The 21,119-nt window shown below is 74.8% G+C and carries 19 protein-coding genes and 1 pseudogene; 16 read left to right on the top strand and 4 right to left on the bottom strand.

Annotation, left to right across the window (positions count from 1 at the left end):
* Positions 1–54 precede the first annotated feature (54 nt).
* From pcaB to ADL29_RS13300, 4 genes are read left to right on the top strand one after another with little or no spacing between them, the layout of a single operon-like run.
* Complete coding sequence (pcaB, locus tag ADL29_RS13315; RefSeq protein ID WP_078970985.1) at positions 55–1,419, top strand: 3-carboxy-cis,cis-muconate cycloisomerase; 1,365 nt, start codon at positions 55–57, stop codon at positions 1,417–1,419.
* Positions 1,416–2,234 (top strand): alpha/beta fold hydrolase, encoded by an 819-nt coding sequence (locus ADL29_RS13310; protein ID WP_053923872.1) that lies wholly within the window; start codon positions 1,416–1,418, stop codon positions 2,232–2,234. The genes pcaB and ADL29_RS13310 overlap by 4 nt, the downstream gene beginning before the upstream one ends.
* Positions 2,231–3,424 (top strand): 4-hydroxybenzoate 3-monooxygenase, encoded by a 1,194-nt coding sequence (locus ADL29_RS13305; protein WP_053923871.1) that lies wholly within the window; start codon positions 2,231–2,233, stop codon positions 3,422–3,424. The genes ADL29_RS13310 and ADL29_RS13305 overlap by 4 nt, the downstream gene beginning before the upstream one ends.
* Before the next feature lie 47 nt (positions 3,425–3,471).
* Positions 3,472–3,837, top strand: coding sequence for a VOC family protein (locus ADL29_RS13300; protein WP_053923870.1), 366 nt, complete (start codon positions 3,472–3,474; stop codon positions 3,835–3,837).
* An 11-nt stretch (positions 3,838–3,848) separates the two neighbouring features.
* Here ADL29_RS13300 and ADL29_RS13295 read toward each other — a convergent pair whose 3' ends face one another.
* Entirely contained in the window at positions 3,849–4,859 is a 1,011-nt protein-coding gene (locus ADL29_RS13295) for a PP2C family protein-serine/threonine phosphatase (RefSeq protein ID WP_053924009.1), read from the bottom strand.
* Positions 4,860–5,217: 358 nt separating this feature from the next.
* On the opposite strand from ADL29_RS13295, the pseudogene ADL29_RS45205 reads away from it, so the two are divergent.
* The 4 genes and pseudogenes from ADL29_RS45205 to ADL29_RS46280 all read left to right on the top strand — a co-directional run.
* Positions 5,218–6,291: pseudogene (locus ADL29_RS45205) on the top strand (NAD-dependent epimerase/dehydratase family protein); the annotation flags it as partial.
* A complete protein-coding gene (locus tag ADL29_RS45200; protein WP_425424237.1) occupies positions 6,268–7,017 on the top strand; it encodes a glycosyltransferase family 2 protein in 750 nt (249 codons plus the stop codon). The pseudogene ADL29_RS45205 and the gene ADL29_RS45200, both read left to right, overlap by 24 nt.
* Positions 7,014–7,682, top strand: a complete 669-nt coding sequence (locus tag ADL29_RS13285; protein WP_053923869.1) for a TIGR04282 family arsenosugar biosynthesis glycosyltransferase — start codon at positions 7,014–7,016, stop codon at positions 7,680–7,682. Before ADL29_RS45200 ends, ADL29_RS13285 begins: the two co-directional genes overlap by 4 nt.
* Complete coding sequence (locus ADL29_RS46280) at positions 7,679–8,533, top strand: class I SAM-dependent methyltransferase (protein ID WP_053923868.1); 855 nt, start codon at positions 7,679–7,681, stop codon at positions 8,531–8,533. Before ADL29_RS13285 ends, ADL29_RS46280 begins: the two co-directional genes overlap by 4 nt.
* A 373-nt stretch (positions 8,534–8,906) precedes the next feature.
* On the opposite strand, the gene ADL29_RS13275 is transcribed toward ADL29_RS46280, so the two are convergent.
* Positions 8,907–10,160, bottom strand: coding sequence for a molybdopterin-dependent oxidoreductase (locus tag ADL29_RS13275; RefSeq protein ID WP_053923867.1), 1,254 nt, complete (start codon positions 10,158–10,160; stop codon positions 8,907–8,909).
* Positions 10,161–10,316: 156 nt separating this feature from the next.
* Between ADL29_RS13275 and ADL29_RS13270 the strand changes: the two genes are divergently transcribed.
* Positions 10,317–11,702: a hypothetical protein gene (locus ADL29_RS13270; RefSeq protein WP_053923866.1), complete on the top strand. Its 1,386-nt coding sequence runs from the start codon at positions 10,317–10,319 to the stop codon at positions 11,700–11,702.
* Here the strand turns inward: ADL29_RS13270 and ADL29_RS13265 are convergent.
* Both ADL29_RS13265 and ADL29_RS13260 read right to left on the bottom strand, forming a co-directional pair.
* Positions 11,661–11,978 (bottom strand): hypothetical protein, encoded by a 318-nt coding sequence (locus ADL29_RS13265; protein WP_157878489.1) that lies wholly within the window; start codon positions 11,976–11,978, stop codon positions 11,661–11,663. The genes ADL29_RS13270 and ADL29_RS13265 overlap by 42 nt on opposite strands.
* Before the next feature lie 154 nt (positions 11,979–12,132).
* Positions 12,133–13,338, bottom strand: a complete 1,206-nt coding sequence (locus ADL29_RS13260) for a serine hydrolase domain-containing protein (protein WP_053923865.1) — start codon at positions 13,336–13,338, stop codon at positions 12,133–12,135.
* A gap of 260 nt (positions 13,339–13,598) precedes the next feature.
* On the opposite strand from ADL29_RS13260, the gene ADL29_RS13255 reads away from it, so the two are divergent.
* The 7 genes from ADL29_RS13255 to ADL29_RS13225 all read left to right on the top strand — a co-directional run bounded on the left by ADL29_RS13255 (position 13,599) and on the right by ADL29_RS13225 (position 21,058).
* Positions 13,599–13,991 carry a hypothetical protein gene (locus ADL29_RS13255; RefSeq protein WP_053923864.1) on the top strand — a complete coding sequence of 131 codons (393 nt, stop codon included), beginning with the start codon at positions 13,599–13,601 and terminating at the stop codon, positions 13,989–13,991.
* 121 nt (positions 13,992–14,112) lie between these two features.
* Entirely contained in the window at positions 14,113–14,676 is a 564-nt protein-coding gene (locus tag ADL29_RS13250; RefSeq protein ID WP_245689389.1) for a (2Fe-2S)-binding protein, read from the top strand.
* The gene (locus tag ADL29_RS13245; protein WP_053923862.1) at positions 14,673–15,668 is read left to right on the top strand and encodes an FAD binding domain-containing protein; all 996 of its coding nucleotides are present in this window, start codon (positions 14,673–14,675) and stop codon (positions 15,666–15,668) included. Before ADL29_RS13250 ends, ADL29_RS13245 begins: the two co-directional genes overlap by 4 nt.
* Before the next feature lie 18 nt (positions 15,669–15,686).
* Positions 15,687–17,795, top strand: a complete 2,109-nt coding sequence (locus ADL29_RS13240; RefSeq protein ID WP_053923861.1) for a xanthine dehydrogenase family protein molybdopterin-binding subunit — start codon at positions 15,687–15,689, stop codon at positions 17,793–17,795.
* A 110-nt stretch (positions 17,796–17,905) separates the two neighbouring features.
* On the top strand, positions 17,906–18,391 hold the full coding sequence (locus ADL29_RS13235; protein ID WP_053923860.1) for a hypothetical protein: 486 nt from the start codon (positions 17,906–17,908) through the stop codon (positions 18,389–18,391).
* 304 nt (positions 18,392–18,695) lie between these two features.
* Positions 18,696–19,754, top strand: coding sequence for a PLP-dependent cysteine synthase family protein (locus ADL29_RS13230; RefSeq protein ID WP_211274315.1), 1,059 nt, complete (start codon positions 18,696–18,698; stop codon positions 19,752–19,754).
* Positions 19,751–21,058, top strand: a complete 1,308-nt coding sequence (locus tag ADL29_RS13225) for an MFS transporter (RefSeq protein ID WP_053923859.1) — start codon at positions 19,751–19,753, stop codon at positions 21,056–21,058. The genes ADL29_RS13230 and ADL29_RS13225 overlap by 4 nt, the downstream gene beginning before the upstream one ends.
* Positions 21,059–21,119: the final 61 nt, after the last annotated feature.

Here is a 21,119-nt window from a genome sequence, read left to right as displayed (position 1 = left end):
GTAACCGGGACCGCAACCGGGACCGCATCCGCAGCTCCGTACGGGGACGCCGACCTGGGCCTGCTGGCCCCCTCCTGGTCCGGCTCCGCGGTGGCCGCCCTCACCGGCGACGCCGCCTATCTGCGCGCCATGCTCGACGCCGAGGCCGCGCTCACCCGCGCCCAGGCCGCCCTCGGGCTCGCCCCCGGGACGGCGGCCGCGGCCGTCACCGCCGCGGCACACGGCCAGGACCCCCGCGACCTCGCGCTGCGGGCCCGCGCCGCCGGCAACCCCGTCGTCCCGCTCGTCACCGGCCTGACCGCCGCCGTCGCCGACCGGGACCCGGACGCCGCCCCCTACGTCCACCGGGGCGCCACCAGCCAGGACATCCTCGACACCGCCACCATGCTGGTCGCCGCCCGCGCCCTGGACACCGTCCGCGCCGACCTGGCCCGCACCGCCGACGCGCTGCGCCGTACCGCCGCCGGCCACCGCGACACCCCCATGGCCGGCCGCACCCTCACCCAGCACGCGGTGCCCACCACCTTCGGCCTCAAGGCCGCGGGCTGGCGCGCCCTCGTCCTCGACGCCCACGACCGGCTCACCGCCGTACGGACGGCGCTGCCCGTCCAGCTGGGCGGCGCGGCGGGCACCCTCGCGGCGTTCCACGCCCACGCCGAGGCCGACGGTCACCGGCCCGCGCCCGACCTCGGCACCCGGCTCCTCGCCGCCTACGCCGCCGAAACCGGCCTCGCCGAACCCGCCCTGCCCTGGCACACCCTGCGCACCCCCGTCGCCGACCTCGCGGGCGCCCTCGCCTTCACCGCGGGCGCGCTCGGCAAGATGGCGGCGGATGTGCTGACCCTCTCCCGCACCGAGACCGGCGAGCTCGCCGAGGGCAGCGGGGGAGGCTCCTCCGCGATGCCGCACAAGGCCAACCCGGTGCGCGCCACGCTGATCGCGGCCGCCGCCCGCCAGGTCCCGGCGCACGCCGCGGTGCTGTACGGGTCCCTGGCCGCCGAGGACGAGCGCCCGGCCGGCGCCTGGCACGCCGAATGGCAGCCGCTGCGCGCGGCCCTGCGTCTGGTGGGCGGCGCCGCGCGGGACGCCGCCGACCTGGCCGCCGGGCTGCGGATCCGCCCGCACCGTATGCGCCGGAACCTCGCCGCGACCCGCGGCCTGGTCGTCACCGAACGCCTCGCCGCGGCCCTCGCCCCCCTGATGGGCCGCGCCGCGGCCCGCCGCACCCTGGACGCGGCGGCCCGGCGCACCGCGGAAGAGGGCATCGAGCTGTCCGAAGCCCTCGGCCCCGTCCCCCTCCCCGAGGCCAGACTGCGCCAACTCCTCGACCCCGAAGGCTACTCGGGGTCAGCGGGCGCCCTCGTGGACCGCGCCCTGGCCCGCCGCCCCGAGCGCCACCCGCAGGAGCCCACCCCATGACCCGCCCACCCGCCGCCGTGCCCCTGCACCACACAGTCGACGGCCCCCAGGGCGCCGAGCCGCTGCTCCTGGGCCCCTCCCTCGGCACCCCCCTCGCCCTCTGGGAACCCCAACTCCCCACCCTCTCCCGGCAGTTCCGCGTCATCCGCTGGAACCTCCCCGGCCACGGCGGCGCCCCGGAACCGGGCCCCGCCCCCACCACCGTCCCCGGCCTGGCCCGCCGCGTCCTGCACCTCGCCGACACCCTCGGCATCGACCGCTTCGCCTACGCCGGAGTCTCCCTCGGCGGCGCCGTCGGCGCCTGGCTCGCCGCGTACCACCCCGATCGCCTCGTCTCCCTCGCCCTGATCTGCTCCTCGGCCTGCTTCGGGGCGCCGGGCGCCTGGCGCGAGCGGGCCGCACTCGTACGGGCGAAAGGCACCGGCCCGGTCGCCGACACCGCCGCCGCCCGCTGGTTCACCCCCGCCTTCGCCGGCTCCCCGCAGGCCACGGCCCTGGTCGACGCCCTGCGTCGCACGGTGACGCCTGCGGGCTATGCGGCCTGCTGCGCCGCCCTCGCCGCCTATGACCTGCGCGCCGAGCTGCCGCGCATCGCCGCCCCCACCCTCGTCATCGCGGGCCGCGAGGACCCCGCCACCCCGCCCGCGCACGCCCGCGAACTCGCCGACGGCATCCCCGGTGCGACCCTCCTCGAACTCCCCGGGGCCGCCCATCTCGCCGGCGCCGAACGCCCCGCCCCGGTCCTCGCGGCCCTCCTCGCCCACGCCACAGGCATCCCGGCCTTCGGGCACCTCGCGGAAGGAGCAGATCAGTGACGGGTTCCCGCCACGCCACGGTCGGCATCATCGGCGCCGGCCCCGCGGGCCTGCTGCTCGCCCGGCTCCTGCACCGGTCCGGCATCGACTGCGTCGTCCTGGAGCACCGCGACCGCGCCTATGCCGAGCGGCGGCAGCGCGCCGGCATCCTCGAACAGGGCACCGTCGATGTGCTGCGCGCCTGCGGGGCGGGGGAGCGGATGGACCGGGAAGGCCTGGTCCACGACGGCATCGAGCTCCGCTTCGACCGGCGCGCCCACCGCCTGGACCTGGCCGCGCTGACCGGCGGCCGCCGGGTGACGGTCTACGCCCAGACGGAGATCGTGAAGGACCTCATCGCCCTCCAGCTCCGCTCCGGCCCGCCGCTGCTGTTCGGCGCCCAGGCGCTCGCCGTCACGGACGCGGACACCGACAGACCCCGCATCCGCTACCTCCACAAAGGCCGTCACCACACCCTCACCTGCGATTACGTCATCGGCTGCGACGGCTTCCACGGCATCACCCGCAGCGCCGTCCCGGAACACGCACGCCGCACCTACGAACGCCGCTACCCCTACTCCTGGCTCGGCGTCCTCGCCCACGTCCCCCCGTCCTCCGACGAACTGGTCTACGCCCACTCCGCGCGCGGCTTCGCCCTCTTCAGCATGCGGACGCCCGCCGTCAGCCGCCTCTACCTCCAGGTCCCCAACGGCACCGACCCGGCGGACTGGCCCGACGACCGCATCTGGGACGAACTCGAGGCCCGCGCCGCCCTCGACGGCGCCCCGGACCGGAAACCGGCGCGCGGCCCGCTCACCGCGAAGGCCGTTCTCCCCATGCGGAGTTCGGTCACCGAGCCCATGCGTTACGGACGCATCCTGCTGGCCGGCGACGCCGCACATATCGTCCCGCCCACCGGCGCCAAGGGCCTCAACCTCGCCGTCGCCGATGTCACCGTCCTCGCCCGCGCCCTCGCCCACCTCCACCACACCGGCTCGACGGCCCTCCTCGACGCCTACTCCGCCACCTGCCTCCGCCGCGTCTGGCGCGCCGAACACTTCTCGTACGTCATGACCACCACCCTGCACACCGCCCCGGACCAGAGCCCGTTCGAGACCCGGCTCCAGATCTCCCAGCTCGACCGGATCGCCGCGTCCCGGCATGCCGCGGCCGAACTGGCGGAGAACTATGCGGGGTTGCCGTTGGAGTGAGGCGGGGGGGCGGTTGGTGTCCGCGGATGCCGTGGAAGGATGACGGCATGATCGATCACATTGCGCTACAGGTACGGGACTTAGCAGCCAGCGCGCTGTTCTACGACGCCGTCCTCGCCCCGCTGGGCGGCCGGCGGACCAAGACCTTCGGCAAGAACATCGGCTACGGGACAACAGGGCACAATCTCTGGCTGGTTCCCGCCACCGAGGACACCCCGGCGCGTGAACTGCACCTCGCCTTCACCGCCGCCGACCGCGCGGCCGTCGAGGCGTTCCACGCCGCCGCTGTCGCCGCGGGTGCCGAGTCCCTGCACGCCCCGCGGGTGTGGCCCGAGTACCACGCGTCCTACTACGGGGCCTTCGTCCGCGACCCCGACGGCAACAACATCGAGGCCGTCTGCCACACGCCGTAGGCCGGGCCCCGTCAGTCCCCGTGCCCCTCCCGGTACCGCACCAGCAGCATCGCCGCATCATCGTGCAGCGGCCCCTCGGCATGCTCGACCAGGTCCTCGCGCACCGCACGCAGCGCCGCCTCGGGGTCGGGGTCCTTCAGGAGGCCGGCGCGTGACTTCAGGGGATAGAAGCGGCCCGCCGCATCGCGGGCCTCGGAGACGCCGTCGGTGTAGAACAGCAGCTGGTCGCCGGGGGCGAACGGCACCGTGTGGGGCAGCGGCGCGTCGGAGCTGTGGCCGGTGAGGCCGAGGGGGAGGGCGCGGTCGGGCGGGGCGGCGTAGGTGACCGGGCCGGTGGGGCGGACGACGAGAGGGGCCGGGTGGCCGAAGTTGAGGAGGGTGGCGTACGGGCCGTCACCGACCTCGGCGAGCACGGCGGTGACGAAGCGTTCGCCGGCGAGGTGCCGGTTCAGCGCCCGTTCCAGCCGTACGCCCACCGCGGTCAGATCGGGCTCGTCGTGCGCCGCCTCGCGGAACGCGCCGAGCACCACCGCCGCGGTCTCCACCGCCTCCAGGCCCTTGCCCTGGACATCGCCGACGATCATCCGTACGCCACCGGGTGAGGTCACCACCTCGTACAGATCCCCGCCGATCCGGGCCTCGGCCACCGCCGAGGTGTAGGAGACCGCGATCCTCAGCGGGCCCGCGCCGCGCGGGACCGGCCGCAGCAGGACGCGCTGGGCGACCTCGGCGATCGACCGGACGCTGGCCAGTTCCGCCTCGCGGCGCTGGCGCATGACGGCCGCCACCACACCGGCCGCGGTGACCCCGGCGACCGTCAGCAGCGCGGTCAGCCCGCGCCGCCCCCCGATCAGATCGCTGTACAGGCCCAGCCCGGCGCAGAGGACGGCCGCCACCACCCCCACGAGGACGGTACGGCGCCAGCCGCCGACCAGCCCGGCGAACGCGGGCCCCAGGGAGACCAGCGGCAGCAGCCCGAGCGCGGGGCCCGCGGCGAGGTCCCCCGCGCAGACCGCGGCCATCACGGCGTACGGGAGCGCGAACAGCACCCGGGAGCCGGTGCGCTGCACAGGGTTGGACACGGCCAAGGGGTACTCCGGCGGGTCATCGCGAGTCATCACGACTCGTCACGAGGTCATCGGGGCGGGCCGCTACGGGGAGACCCGGGCGGGACCGCAGGGCGAACTGCTGGGGAAACCGCACCTGACCTGAGGATATGTGACATATACCGGACCGAAATACCTCGCATGCCGGTCTGTTACCAAATCGCCGTTGAGGGCCGTTCGCGCGGAGCCGATCGTGCGGCGGGGATCTTACGGACCCGTGACGCGCACCCCGCCGCGCCGGCCGCAACGCCCCGCCGCGCCTAGCGTGACCGGCATGCGTGTACTGGTCACCGGCGGCGCCGGATTCATCGGATCGCAGGTTGTCGCGGCACTGACGGCGCGCGGGCACGATCCCGTCGTCCTCGATGCGCTGCTCCCGTCGGCCCACCGCGAACCGCCCCCGCCGCGGCCGGGGGAACGGCGCATCGTCGCGGACGTCCGGGACCGCGCGGCCGTCGCCGCCGCGCTGCGGGGCGTGGACGCCGTCTGCCACCAGGCGGCCATGGTGGGCCTGGGCAAGGACTTCGCGGACGCGCCCGACTACGTCGGCTGCAACGACCTGGGGACGGCCGTGCTGCTGGCCGAGATGGCGGCGGCCGGGGTGGGCGCGCTGGTGCTCGCCGGGTCCATGGTGGTCTACGGGGAGGGGCACTACACCTGCCCCGCGCACGGGGTGGTGCGGCCGGGGCCGCGCGCGGTGGCGGACCTGGACGCCGGACGGTTCGCACCGCGCTGCCCCGCCTGCGGTGCGCCGCTGCGGCCGGGCCTGGTCGGCGAGGACGCGCCCGCCGATCCCCGCACCGTGTACGCGGCGACCAAGCTCGCCCAGGAACATCTGGCCGCCGCCTGGGCGCGCGCGACCGGCGGCCGGGCCATCTCGCTGCGCTACCACAACGTCTACGGGCCGGGGATGCCGCGCGACACCCCGTACGCCGGCGTCGCCTCGTTCTTCCGCTCGGCGCTGGCCCGCGGTCAGGCGCCCACCGTGTACGAGGACGGCGGCCAGCGGCGGGACTTCGTGCACGTACGGGATGTCGCGGCCGCCAACGTGGTGGCGCTGGAAGCCCTGTCCGGACGGGAGCCCGGCGTGCTGACCGCGTACAACACCGGCAGCGGGGAGCCGCACACCGTCGGGGAGATGGCGCGGGCGCTGGCCGCGGCGTGCGGCGGGCCGGAGCCGGTGGTGACGGGGGAGTACCGGCTGGGCGACGTCCGGCACATCACGGCGTCGTCGCGGCGGATCGCCGAGGAGCTCGGCTGGCGCGCGGAGACCGGATTCGCGGCGGGGATGGCGGAGTTCGCGCGGGAGGGAATGCGGGCGGGTGTGCGTGCGGCCCCGCCGGGCGCGGCCGCCTCCCCGCGCCCGGCCCCGGTGGACGTGGTGCTGCCCTGCCTCGACGAGGCCGCCGCACTGCCCTGGGTGCTGGCGCGCATCCCGGACGGCTGGCGCGCGATCGTGGTCGACAACGGCTCCACGGACGGCTCCGCCGCGCTCGCCCGGGACCTCGGGGCCACCGTCGTCCAGGAACCCCGCCGCGGTTTCGGCGCCGCCTGCCACGCCGGACTGCTCGCCGCCGACGCCGACATCGTCTGCTTCTGCGACTGCGACGCCTCCCTCGACCCTTCCCTGCTCGTCCCCTTCGTACAGGCCGTGCGGGACGGCGAACACGACCTGGTGCTGGGCCGCCGCCGCCCGCAACGTCGCGGCGCCTGGCCCCCGCACGCCCGGCTCGGCAACCTCGCGCTGACCCGGATGCTGCGCCGCCGCACCGGCCTGCACCTGCACGACCTGGGCCCGCTGCGCGCCGCCCGCCGCACGGACCTGCTCGGACTGCGCCTGGCCGACCGGCGCAGCGGCTATCCGCTCGAGATGGTCGTACGGGCCGCCGACGCGGGCTGGCGCATCGGGGAGCGCGAGGTGCCCTACCGTCCGCGCACCGGCCGCTCCAAGGTCACCGGCACCTGGCGCGGCACCTGGCACGCGGTGCGCGATATGCGCGCTGTGCTGCGGCAACCGCCGCCGACGGGCCGTACGGAGGCGGCCGGCGGGGGCCCAGGGGAGGCGGCGCGATGAACGGGCCCGCAGCCGGTCCGGGGCCCAGCGGTCCGACGGCCGTTCTGGTCATCGCCAAGGAGCCGGTGCCGGGCCGGGTCAAGACCCGGCTCACCCCGCCCTACACCCCCGCCGAGGCCGCCCAGTTGGCGTGGGCCGCGCTGTACGACACCCTTCAGGCCGTCCGCGCCATGCCGGCCCGGCGGCGGGTGGTGGTGCTCGACGGCCGTCCCGGGACCTGGCTCCCGGCGGGCTTCGAGGTCCGGTCCCAGTGCGCGGGCGGCCTCGACGAACGGCTGGCCGCCGCCTTCGCCGAGAGCGCGGGCCCGACCCTGCTCATCGGCATGGACACCCCTCAAGTCAGCCCCCAACTCCTCGCACCCGCCCTGGAGTTGCACGCCTGGCGGGACTGCGACGCCTGGTTCGGCCCGGCCGAGGACGGCGGCTTCTGGGCGCTGGGCCTGGCCGTCCCCGACCCCCGACTGCTCCGCGGCGTCCCGATGTCGACCCCGCACACCGGTGCCTCCCAGCGCGCCCGGCTGACCGCGGCCGGACTGCGGGTGCGGGACCTGCCGCCGCTGCGCGATGTCGACACGGCCGCCGACGCCGGCCGGGTCGCGGCCGCCGCGCCCGGTGGACGGTTCGCCGCCACCCTCGCCCGGCTGACACCGGCCGCCGGACGATGACCCGCGCCGCGAACCACCCCCTGACCTGGGGCGCCGACCCGTACGCCGATGCGCTGCGCAGCGGCCGCGGCCCGTTGTTCCTGCGCCGCCCGGACGGCTGGCTGCTGCCGCTGGAGGTCGAGCGCTGGTGCGCCGGAGCCGATGCCGCGGACAGGTCGGCGCTGCGCCGCTGCGAGGGCGCGGTCCTCGACATCGGCTGCGGCCCCGGCCGGCTCGTCGCCGCGCTCGCCGACCGGGGCCGCCGGGCGCTCGGCATCGATGTGAGCGAGGCCGCGGTGGCCCGTACGGCCGCGGCCGGCGGCACCGCCCTGTGCCGCTCGGTCTTCGATTCCCTGCCGGAAGAGGGGAGTTGGGACACGGCCCTGCTCCTCGACGGCAATATCGGCATCGGCGGCGACCCCCGCGCCCTGCTGCTCCGGACCGCCGAACTCGTCACCCCGAGCGGGCTGCTCATCGTCGAGACCATCGCTGCGGATGTCGACGAGCGGGTGCAGGTACGGGTCGAGGGGCGGGCCGCCGCGGGGTACGGCGGCAGCCGCGCGCGGAACGGGTCCGGCGCGCTGTTCCCCTGGGCCCGGGTGGGCACCCCCGCGCTGCTGCGCCATGCGGCGGCCACGGGCTGGGTGTCCGTCGAGCAGTGGTCCGTGCCCGGACCCCGGGACTACCGGCCGGAGGATGCCGAGCGCCGCTTCGTGGCCCTGCGCCGCCGCGCCCGTGCCGCCGTACCGCGCAGCCGGGGCGCCGCCGTACGGGCGAGCAGCAACACGGCCGACACCGCGAACAGGGCGGCCGTGAGCAGCAGCCAGCGGGAGAGGAAGACATCGCCCGGCAGCCCGGTGGCGGACGTGTAGTGCGCCGCCGAGGCGCCGCCCGGCGCGTCCGTCGAGCCCGCGATCAGCGGAAACCACACCAGCAGCAACAGCGCTGACAGGGCGGCGGGCACCCGGACGTACCCGGTCCACGCCCGGTGCCGCCCGGTGCCCGCGGTCGCCGCGCACACCGCCCGGTCCGCGAGCGAGTACAGCGGCAGCAGCACCAGATCGTGCAGCAGCGCCGCCCCGACGAACCACACCACGACCAGCGGCCACCGGTCCCCGGCCAGCAGCCGCAGCCCCGCGTAGCCGGTGAGCGCGAACGAGGCGAGCATCAGCACCAGATGCAGCGGCCCCTCGCCGTACCAGTGGCGCCGCCGGAGCCGCCCCGGCAGTGCCCTGAGCCGCCCCTTCATGACGGCCCCCCGAACGTCAGCCGGGACACCCACTTGGTGTTCAGCACCCCGGGCGCCGCCGGGACGATGATCCGCGCCGGATAGCCGTGGTCCGCGGACAGCTCCGCGCCGCCCACCCGCAGCGCGAGCAGCGAACGGCCGTCCCGCACCTGGTTGGCGCGCAGCGCCGCCCGGCGGAACGCGCCGTGCAGCTGGAGCGACTCGACCAGGACATCCGGCGGCCGCTCGCCCAGCCCCACCAGCGCCGCCAGATCCCGCAGCCGCACCCCGCTCCACGGCTGGTCGTCCGTCGACCAGCCCTCGACACAGGCGATCGGCAGCGCCGACTCGTGCTGCGGCAGCCGCAGCAGGTCGGCGCGGCTCAGCCGCACCGTGCGCCCGCCGCCCTCCACCGTCAGCCGCCAGTCGTCCCCGGTGTCCTGCGGCCGGATCCCCACGAATGCGGCGGTCTTGTTGATCTGAAAGCCGTTCGGGCCGCTCCCCGGGTCGGCCCCGCCGTGCGGCGCCAGCAGGGCCGTACGGCGCCACCACCCCCCGATGCTCTGCCCCGCCGTCGTCGCGAGCAGCAGCAGCGCACCGCCGCCCACCAGCCACAGCGCACCGCGCCGCGAGACCGTTGGCGGGGCGGGCTCCGGGGCGACCAGCCCGGTCCCGTCGGCGTCCGCCGCCGGCTCCGTACGCGCGCGCAGCGCCCGCACCGTGCGCGGAATGCGCAGCACCACATGCGCCACGAACGCGCCGATGAACACCCACGCCCCGTAGAAGTGCAGCGGATAGAACGACCCGGGGAAGAGATAGTCCAGCTGGATGTTGAGGATCCCGGTGAGGAACTCGAACAGCGCCCCGCCGACCAGCAGAAGCAGCGACAGCCGCTCCAGCGCATGGCCCACCGACCGGGCGGGCGGCAGCGCGAAGAGCTTCGGGATCACCGACCACAGCTTCGCCAGCAGGACGGGCACCAGCGTGATGCCCAGGGTCACATGCACCCCCTGCGTGACCCGGTAGAGCCAGTGCGGACCGGTCGGCCAGGCGAAGAGATAGAAGCCCAGCAGGCCCTTGCCGGGCGTCTGGTCGTTGACACCGCCGGCCAGATCCGGGTTGTACGCGGCGTACGACAGCATGCCGGTCACGAACAGCAGCGTGATACCGGCCAGCAGGACGACGCCGAGCAGCGCGGTCAGCCGGGGACCGCGCAGCGGACTGCGCCAGAACGACGGGGAGGCGGGGGCGGGGGGACGGTGAGCACGCATGAGGGGTCCTCGGCGGTTCGCGCGACGGGGGTCCGCCGCCGCGCTCCGACCGTAAGCCGCCGCACGGGTCTTTGAGCCGCTGCGACGCATGACGAAACCCTGACGGCGCTGCCGTCGCAGGGCCGCGGCGGTCCGCCCGCGCCCTAGCGTTCCGGTGTGACCACCCGAGTGACCACCCGTGTGCCGTCCGGCCGACGCGCCGCGCGCCGCGCCGATCTGCTGGCCGCCGCCCTCGGTGCCCTGCTCGTCGTGCTCGCCGCCGTCGTCGGCACCGTCATCCAGCACGCCAACGGCAGTCTGCGCGTCAACTGGCCCCCGCTGTACGCCTCATGGTCGCCCCACCTCGGCCCCGGCACCCCCGCCGCGCTCGCCGTCGCCGTCCTCGTCATCGCCTACGGACCCCCGCTGGCCGCCCGGCTGCCCTGGCGCGTCCTCGTCCTCGCCGGGTGGCTCGGGTCGATGGCCTGGACGTGGTCCCTGGCCCTGATCGACGGCTGGGGCACCGGCGTCGCCCGCCGGCTCACCACGGAATACGAGTATCTGACGGTGATCCGCCGCTTCGACCACCTCGGCCCGGCGCTGCGCGACTTCACCCATCACCTGCTTCTCCACCGCGGGCCGGACTCCTGGCCCGCCCATGTCGCCGGCCATCCGCCGGCCGCCGTCCTCACCTTCGTCGGCCTCGACCGCATCGGCCTGGGCGGCGGCGCCTGGGCCGGCACCTGGTGCATCACCCTGGGCACCTCCGCCACGGCCGCCGTCCTCGTCGCCCTGCGTGCCCTCGCCGACGAGACGACCGCCCGCCGGGCCGCGCCCTTCCTCGTGCTGGCCCCGGCCGCCGTCTGGGTCGGCACCTCCGCGGACGGCTACTTCGCCGCCGTCGCCGCCTGGGCCCTCGCCCTCCTGACGCTCGCCGCGACCCGCTCCGTGCGGGCCCCGTCGGCCGCCGCCCTGGCCGCGGGCCTCCTCTTCGGCCTCACCTGCTACCTCTCGTACGGCCTCACCCTCATGGCCCTCATCGCCGCCGCGGTCCTGCTGGTCAGCAGGACCGCCCGCCCGCTGCCCCTCGCCCTGGCCGGGGCGGCGGCCGTCGCGCTCGTCTTCACCCTCGCGGGATTCGACTGGTGGGAGGGCTACCGCCTGCTGGTGGAGCGCTACTACCAGGGCGCCGCGGCGGTTCGCCCGTACGCGTACTGGATCTGGGGCAACCTCGCCTGCACCGTACTGATCACCGGCCTCGCGTCCGTGGCCGGATTGCGGCGCGTCCTGGCCGCGGCGCCCCCGGCGCTGCGCCGGCTGCGCCACGGGCAGGCGGCGGCCGACGACCGCCTGGCCGCCGTCGTCCTGGCCGCCCTCGCCGCGCTCCTCGCCGCCGACCTCTCCGGTATGAGCAAGGCGGAGACCGAACGCATCTGGCTGCCGTTCGCCGTCTGGCTGCTGCCCGCCGCCGCCCTGCTGCCCGCCGCCCGGCATCGCCACTGGCTGGCCGCCCAGGCCGTCCTAGCCCTGCTCGTCAACCACCTTCTGTACACCGGATGGTGACGACCAGTCGGGGTAGCTGGACCAGGCGAACATCGAGCGGGCGGCCTTCACCCGGCCGGAGTGCAGGATCCGCAGCGGGCCGCGGTTGCAGGCGGGACAGTCGGCGCGGGCCAGCGGCGAGGCCACCCGGCGGCTGCCCACGAAGTAGTCGATCCGCCGCTGTCCGGCGAGATCGGTGGCGTGGCGGATTTCGTACTCCTGTTCCCACCCGTATCCGCAGTGCAGGCAGACGAACGCATACGCCTCGTGAACGGTCTCGGTGTCCCTGTCGTCCATGGTCACCACTGCCTTTCCCCGGCCCCGCGCAGCCTCACGCCGGGCGCGGATCCGTGCCGCATCTCTCCATTATTGCGCCGGGCGACGGCAAGCGCGGAATGCCTGTGGATACGGCTGTGACCAGCGGAAACGCCGTCACGGCGGGGCGGTGGGGTCAGCCGCGCACCCGGCCCAGGGCCTCGTACGCCGCCGCGACCAGCCCCGCGTTGCGGGGGTCGGCGTCGCCGGTCGCCCCGCTGCCGTATCTGTTCATGGCATACGCATAGGACAGGCCGTTCTCCGGATCCGCGAAGGCATGCGAACCGCCCGCGCCGCCGTGCCCGAACGCCCGGGGGTTGGGGCCCGCCCGGCCATGGTGATTGAGTATGAAACCCAGCCCCCAGCGCCGCTCCGTACCGGGCGGCGCCAGCGCATCGATCGCCAGATCCGGCTCATGGGGCAGGCTCTGGGGCTCGCGCATCGCCTCCAGCGTGGCGGGCCGCACCAGCCTCCCGGCCACGAGCGCCCCATAGACGGTGGCCAGGCCGTGCGCCGAGGCGTGCGCGTTGCCCGCCGGAATCTCGGCCGAGCGATAGGCGGCGCTGTTGACATCGCCGATGGGCACGTAGGTCAGCGCCAGCATGACCACGGCCAGCGGATGGTCGGACAGCGCCCGGAACGGCGGCCGGGGAAGGCCCGGGAACTGCTCGGCGAGCCGCGACTCGTCCAGCTGCCCGACCATCTCCGCACACCGCTCGTGCTCCTCCGCCGGCGTACCGATGAACACCCGCGCCCCCAGCGGCTCCGCGATCTCGCTGCGCAGGAACGCCCCGAGCGACTGCCCGCTGACCCGCCGGACCACCTCGCCCACCAGGTAGCCGAACGTCACCGCGTGATAGCCCTGCGCGGTGCCCGGCTCCCACCAGGGCGGCGCGGCGGCCAGCGCGGCACACACATGATCCCAGTCATAGGCATACCGGGCGGCCACCGGCTCCCGGGGCGCGATCACCCCCGCCCGGTGGCTCAGCAGCCAGCGCACGGGTATGTCCTGCTTTCCGGCCTGCGCAAATTCCGGCCAGTACCGCGCAACCGGCGCATCCAGCTCCAACTCGCCCCGGTCCACGAGGAGATGGGCGCACAGCGCCGTCATCCCCTTGGACGTCGAGTAGACGTTCACCAGCGTGTCGTGCTCCCAGGCCCGCGTCCGCCCCGCGTCCGCATGCCCGCCCCACAGGTCGACCACCGCCTCCCCGTCCACGGTCACCGTCACCGCCGCGCCCACGTCCCCGTACACCCGGAAATTCCGCGCGAAGGCCTCCCGCACCCCCTCGAAACCGGCCGCACAGTGCCCGTGCACCGCGACTTCCCCCACCGCTGTCATCGGGCCTCTCCCTCGCGTCGTACGGCCGCGCCGTCCGGTCCGTCCCGTACGGGATGATCCGTCCGGCCGATGCCCGTGGCAACTATGCGGCCCGTACGGCTCAGCTCGGCGTGTCCGGACCGCACCGGTGACAAGGTGCGGCCGTTTATCCCATTCGTTCGAGTCTCCGGTCGCACGGAGCGGGCCCTCGGGCGAGCCTGGAACCGTTCGGCACCCACAGGACGGCCCCGACAGCGAAAGCACAGCGAAAGGCCCCGACAGTGAACAGCGCGGCACAGGCGTCACAGACGGAACACCCGGAACACCCGGACGAGGTCCTGGTGGAGGTCGTCGGATGCGCGACGCATGACGCGCATGCGGTCTTCAGCGCGTTGCGTGAGTCCTTTGTCTCCGACCGGTCCGCGAACGATGTGCCGAAGGAGGTGAACGGCGCGACCGCCACCGTGTGGACCGTCACCGTCGATGTCAGCGAACTGCGCGCCGAGGCCGCGCCACGGCCGCTGAGCGCACCCGTGACGGTCGATCTCCAGGGCGGGTACTGGGCGGTCGACCGCCTCCGCAAGGCGCTGGCGCACGCGTTCTCGGTGCGGGTCGTGGGGACGGCCGCCGGTGACCAGGAGAAGGAGGTCCAGCTGCGGCTGGAGACCCTCTGACGGACCGCCGGCACGGCACACGCAGGACAGCTGGCCGGCAGGTCAGCGCGGACCGGAAAGGCGCGAACGAGTGGAGACCAGCAATCCGCCGGCGGGCAGCGGCGACGTACCGCGGTCGGCGGTGACCGGCGCGCGTTCCGAGGTGATCCTCCGCGTCAACGGGACGACGTACACGCTGGCCGTGGACCACCGGAGCACCCTCCTGGACGTGCTGCGCGAGCGCCTCGACCTCATCGGCGCCAAGAAGGGCTGCGACCACGGGCAGTGCGGTGCCTGCACGGTGCTCGTCGACGGGTGGCGTGCCAACAGCTGTCTGCTGCTGGCGGTGGCGCAGGACGGACGGCATGTGACCACCGTCGAGGGCCTCTCCGACGGACAGCGGCTGCATCCGCTGCAGGAAGCGTTCGTCGAGCGGGACGCTTTGCAGTGCGGCTACTGCACCCCCGGGCAGATCTGTTCGGCCCTCGGGGTGCTCCGGGAGGCCGCGGACGGCCACCCGTCCCACGTCACGCCGTACGACGCGGACCCCGGCGGCACGGTGGACCTCACCGCCGACGAGATCCGCGAGCGGATGAGCGGCAACCTGTGCCGGTGCGGCGCCTATCCCCGCATCGTCGAGGCGGTCGCCGACGCCGGGGACCGGATCAGGGACGGCCGGCCCGGCGACACGGGGGCGGGCTCGTGAAACAGTTCGGGTATGTGCGGGCCGGGAGCGTGGCCGAGGCCGTACGGATCGCGGGCGAGGAGCCCGATGCGCGGTTCCTCGGCGGCGGCACCAACCTCGTCGATCTGATGAAACTCGGCGTGGCGACGCCGCGGCTGCTCGTCGACGTCAGCCGGCTGCCGCTCGACCGGATCGAGGAGCTGCCGGACGGCGGGCTGCGGATCGGGGCGACGGTCCGCAACAGCGTTCTCGCCGCGGACCCGGCGGTACGCGACCGCTATCCGGTGCTCTCGCAGGCGCTGCTGTCCGGTGCCTCCGGGCAGCTGAGGAACACCGCGACCACCGGCGGAAACCTTCTCCAGCGGACCCGCTGCGCCTACTTCCAGGACGCCGCCAAGCCCTGCAACAAGCGCGCACCGGGCACCGGCTGCCCGGCCCGGGAGGGGGCGCACCGCGATCTCGCCGTACTGGGACACTCCGAGCACTGCGTCGCCACCCAGCCGTCGGACATGGCGGTCGCCCTCGCCGCGCTGGACGCCACCGTTCACCTGCACGGCCCCGACGGCGAACGCAGCGTGCCGGCGACCGACTTCCACCGGCTGCCCGGGGACCGGCCGGAGCAGGACACGGAGATCCGGCGCGGCGAACTGATCACCGCCGTCGAGCTCCCGCCGGCCCGCCCCGGCGGGAACTCGCGCTACCGCAAGGCCCGCGACCGCGCCTCGTTCGCCTTCGCGCTGGTCTCGGTGGCCGCCGTGCTCGACGTACACGAGGGAGCCGTCCGGCATGCCGCGCTGGCCTACGGCGGGCTCGCGCACCGGCCGTGGCGGGCCCGCGCGGCCGAAGCGGTGCTGCACGGCGCGTCCGCCACCGAGGACACCTTCGCCCGCGCCGCCGACGCCGAACTCGCCGCCGCCCGCCCCCTGCGCGAGAACGGCTTCAAGGTCGCCCTGGCCCGGAATCTGACGGTCGGTGTGCTGGCCGGGCTCGCCGGTTCCGCGGCCCGTGCGTGACGAAAGGACCCCACCCCCATGCCCCCCGCCCCGCACCCCCTCAGCGCACCGCTCCTCCGGCGGGAAGGCCGGGAGAAGGTCACCGGCGCCGCCCGCTACGCCGCCGAGCACACCCCGCCCGGCTGCGCCTACGCCTGGCCGGTCCCCGCGATCGTCGCGCGCGGCCGGATCACCGCCGTGGACACCGCCGACGCGCTGGCGCTGCCCGGCGTGCTCGCGGTGCTGACGCATGAGAACGCGCCCCGCCTCGCCGCCCTCGAGGACCCGACCCTGGCCGTGCTCCAGAACGACCGGGTGCCGCACCGCGGCTGGTATGTCGCGCTCGCCGTCGCCGACAGCCTCGAGACCGCCCGCGCGGCGGCGGAAGCGGTCCGGGTCGCGTACGACACCGCCGGATACGACGTACGGCTGACCGCCGGCCACCCGGGCCTGTACACCCCCGAGGAGGTCAACGGCGGCTACCCGGCCGTCCGCGAACGCGGCGACTTCGACGCGGCGTTCGCCGCCGCACCCGTCACCGTCGACGCCACGTACACCGTGCCCCCGCTGCACAACCACCCCATGGAACCGCACGCCTCCACCGCCCGCTGGTACGACGGTCACCTCACCGTCCATGACACCAGCCAGGGCTCCACCCGGGTGCGCGACGACCTCGCGGCCCTGTTCACGCTCGGCAAGGACGAGGTCACGGTCGTCTCCGAGCACGTGGGCGGCGGCTTCGGCTGCAAGGGGACACCCCGCCCGCAGGTCGTCCTCGCCGCGATGGCCGCCCGGTTCACCGGCCGCCCGGTCAAGCTGGTCCTGCCGCGCCGTCAGATGGCCGCGGTCGTCGGCCACCGCGCGCCGACGCTCCAGCGCGTACGGCTGGGAGCGGGCACCGACGGCCTCATCACCGCACTGGCCCACGAAGTCGCCACCCACACCTCCACGATCACCGAATTCACCGAACAGGCCGCCGTCCCGGCCCGCATCATGTACCGCTCACCCCACAGCCGCACCACACACCGCGTCGTCCCGCTCGACATCCCCACCCCGTCCTGGATGCGCGCCCCGGGCGAGGCACCCGGCATGTACGCCCTGGAGTCCGCCGTCGACGAACTCGCCGTGGCGCTCGGCAGGGACCCCGTGGAACTGCGGATCCGCAATGAACCGGAGACCGAACCGGACAGCGGCCGCAGCTTCAGCAGCCGGCATCTGACCGCCTGCCTGCAGGCAGGCGCGGAGCGGTTCGGCTGGCTGCCCAGGGATCCGCGGCCCGCCCTCCGCCGTGAGGGAGACCTGCTGCTCGGTACGGGCGTCGCCGCTTCCACCTACCCCGTCTACCTCGCGCCCGCCACCGCCGAGGCGCACGCCGCCGCCGACGGCAGCTACCGCATCCGCATCAACGCCACCGACATCGGCACCGGCGCCCGCACCGTCCTCGCCCAGGTGGCCGCCGCCGCGCTCGGCGCCCCCGAAGACCGGGTCCGCATCGAGATCGGCGACAGCGATCTGCCGCCCGCAGTCCTGGCCGGCGGCTCCATGGGCACCGGCTCCTGGGGCTGGGCCGTCCACAAGGCCGCCACCGCACTGGTGGCGCGGCTGCGCGCACACCAGGGGCCGCTCCCGGCCCAGGGCATCGGCACCACCGCCGACACCGGGCAGGAGACGGCCGCGCCGAGCCCCTACTCCCGGCACGCCTTCGGCGCCCAGTTCGCCGAGGTGCAGGTCGACACCGTCACCGGAGAGGTACGGGTGCGCCGGCTGCTGGGTGTGTTCGCGGCCGGCCGGATCCTCAATTCCCGCACCGCACGCTCCCAGTTCATCGGCGGCATGACCATGGGCCTGGGCATGGCCCTGACGGAGGGCAGCGGACTGGACCCCGCCTTCGGCGACTTCACCGAATGCGACCTGGCCTCCTACCACGTACCGGCCTCGGCCGACGTCCCCGCCGTCGAGGCCCACTGGCTCGACGAGGACGATCCGCACCTCAACCCGATGGGCAGCAAGGGCATCGGCGAGATCGGCATCGTCGGCACCGCGGCCGCCGTCGCCAACGCGGTGTGGCATGCCACCGGCGTCCGGCTGCGCGACCTTCCCCTCACCCCGGACAAGGTCCTGCCGCGCTTGCCGGTACGCCCCCACTGACCAGCCACTGCCGGCCCGCCACGGCCGGTCCGTCACAGCCGACCCGTCAGTTTCCGCCATCCGGCGTCCCGCTCCCGTCAGCGGGTGACCGCGCCGGTTACGATCGCGGCATGGCAACGGCTCGGTCGTTCCCCCGCACGGTGCGGGACCGCGGTGCAGCGGTTCCGTTCCCGCTGCTGTGGCTGACGCTGTTGCTGCTGTTCAGCGTGGCTCTTGCGCATGGCGCGAGTTCGGAGAACGCGGAGAGCGCGCACGGGCTTCCGGTGGGGATCACGGCGGTCGACGAGTCCGGTCACCACGCCGGTCACGAGGCCGTTCACCCGGCAGGTCACGAGGCCGCCCACCACGCCGACGGCAACCATCGTGCACACCCTGCACACCCCGCACATCCCGCGCACCCGGCCCCCTCGCACTCCCATGAGCTCTGCCTCTCGGGGCAGCCGCAGCCGGGCCCCGTGCTGACTCTGCCCGGTCCCACACCGCCGGCCGCGGTTCCGGTGCCTGCACCGGTGCAGGCACCGTCCGGGGCGGTCGCGGGTACGCCGGCCCTGCCGCCGTTGCGCAGCACCATGGGCTCCGTCGTTCAACAGGTGTAGATCTCTGCCCTTTTCCGGGGGAGGGCGTCCGGCTTTCCCGCCTGGTTCCCGCCCGCTCCCGGCCTGCTCCCCGCCTGGTTCCCGCCTGTTCCGGCCTCTGCCTGCCGCCGTGCGCCGTACCCGAGCGGTCCGGCCCACGAGATCAGCGACCTTTTCCGCGCACACCGAATGAGAGCGACCCATGCACTCTCTCCCCACTCGGAGCACCCCTGTGTCCGCACCTCCGACCCCGACCCCGGCCCCGCCCGCCCCCCTGCCCACCCCGGCCGTGACCGGAGGCCGGTCCGACCGCCGGGGCTCCGGTATGCCCGGCCTCGTCGGCAACACCCCCGTCCTGCACATCTCCGAGCCGCTCACCCCGCCCGGCCGCGGCTTCTGGGCGAAACTGGAGGGCCGTAACCCGGGCGGCATCAAGGACCGGCCGGGCCTGCACATGGTCGAGCGCGCCCGCGCCCGGGGCGACCTGCCGTCCGGCGGGCGGATCATCGAATCCACCAGCGGAACCCTCGGACTGGGCCTCGCGCTCGCCGGCATGGTGCACGGGCATCCCGTCACCCTGGTCACCGACCCCGGCCTGGAACCCTCGATGACCCGGCTGCTGACCGCGTACGGGGCAGGCATCGACGTCGTACCGGAAGCGCACCCCAGTGGCGGCTGGCAGCAGGCGCGCCGCGACCGGGTGGACCGGCTGCTGGCGGAGCACCCCGGCTCCTGGTGCCCGGACCAGTACAACAACCCCGACAACACCGCCGCCTACCTGCCCCTGGCCCTCGAACTCGCCGGCCAGCTCCGCCATATCGACATCCTGGTGTGCAGCGTCGGCACCGGCGGGCACTCCGCCGGGGTGTCCCGGGTGCTGCGCCAGCTCTACCCGGAGCTGCGGCTCGTCGGCGTCGACACCATCGGCTCGACAATCTTCGGACAGCCCGCCCGGCCCCGGCTGATGCGCGGCCTCGGCTCCAGCATCTATCCGCGCAATGTCGCCTACGACCAGTTCAGCGAGGTGCACTGGGTCGCGCCGGGCGAAGCGGTGTGGACCTGCCGCCGGCTGGCGGCCTCGCACTACGCCACCGGCGGCTGGAGCGTGGGCGCGGTCGCGCTGGTGGCGGGCTGGCTCGCCCGTACGGAACCGGCCGGTACCCGTATCGCGGCGGTCTTCCCGGACGGTCCGCAGCGCTACCTGGAGACCGTGTACGACGACGAGTACTGCGCGGCCCACGGGCTCCTCGACGCCCCGCCCGCGGACGCGCCGGAGACCGTACGGCGCCTCGACGAGAAGGAGGTCACCGCCTGGAGCCGGTGCGCCCGCGTCGTCGACCCGCTCACCCTGCGGGGCGCCACCGCACAGGAGGCGGTCCGATGAAGGGCACCCTCGCACAGCTGCGCTCCTACGAACGCAGCGTCCAGCTCCTGATGGTGAATCAGTTCACCATCAACCTCGGCTTCTACATGCTGATGCCGTATCTGGCCGCGCATCTGTCCGGGACGCTCGGCCTGGCCGGATGGCTGGTCGGACTCGTGCTCGGCGTACGGAACTTCAGCCAGCAGGGCATGTTCCTGGTCGGCGGGACCCTGGCCGACCGGTTCGGCTACAAGCCGCTGATCGTCACCGGCTGCGTGCTGCGGACGGCTGGATTCGCCACGCTCGGCCTGGTGGACTCGCTGCCCGCCCTGCTGGCCGCGTCGGCCGCGACCGGGCTGGCCGGTGCACTGTTCAATCCGGCGGTCCGCGCCTATCTGGCCGCCGACGCGGGGGAGCGCAGACTGGAGGCGTTCGCCCTCTTCAACGTCTTCTACCAGGCGGGCATTCTGCTCGGCCCGCTGGTGGGCATGGTGCTGACCGGCGTCGACTTCCGCATCACCTGCCTTGTGGCGGCCGGCATCTTCGCCGTCCTGAGCATCGTGCAGATCCGGGCCCTGCCCGCCCGTCGGGGCGACGGCGCCCGGGGCGGAACGGACGGGGTCGGGGTCGGCCGCCGCGAAGGCGTTCTCTCCCAATGGCGCCAGATCCTCACCAACCGACCCTTCCTCCTCTTCTCCACCGCCATGATCGGCTCCTACGTCCTGTCCTTCCAGGTCTACCTGGCCCTGCCGCTCGAGGTGAAGCGGCTGGGCGGCGAGGGGCGGCCCGGCACGGCGGCGGTGGCGATGCTCTTCGCCGTATCGGGCCTGAGCACCATCCTCTGGCAGACCAAGGTGACCGCCTGGTGCAAGGCCCGCCTGACGGCCGGCCGGGCCCTGGCCCGGGGGTTGCTGACGATGGGGCTGGCGTTCGTCCCGGTCCTGGCGGCCGGGGCGCTGCCGGTCCCGCAGGACGGGCCGGGCCGCTGGGCACTGGCGGCACTGCCACCGGCGCTCGCCGCACTGCTGCTCGCGCTGGGCACGATGATCGCCTACCCCTTCGAGATGGACACCATCGTCCGCCTCTCGGGCAACCGCCTCGTCGCCACCCACTACGGCCTCTACAACACCATCTGCGGAATCGGCATCACCCTGGGCAACCTCCTCACCGGCGCCGCCCTGGACACCTCCCGCACCGCCGGCCTCCCCGCCCTGCCCTGGCTCGTCCTGGCACTCCTCGGCCTGGCCTGCAGCACCGCCCTGTACGGGCTGCACCGCACGGGGCGCCTCAGCGCGACCGCGAGCCCGGCCCCGGTGCCCGGCTGAGCGCGGCGGTGGCCGCTCCCGCGGGGGCGGCCACCGCCGGTCTGCTGCTGCGTCCGGCCTT

Source organism: Streptomyces chattanoogensis (genome assembly GCF_001294335.1).
GTDB lineage: Bacteria > Actinomycetota > Actinomycetes > Streptomycetales > Streptomycetaceae > Streptomyces > Streptomyces chattanoogensis.
This window is presented reverse-complemented; position numbering and strand designations above follow the sequence as displayed.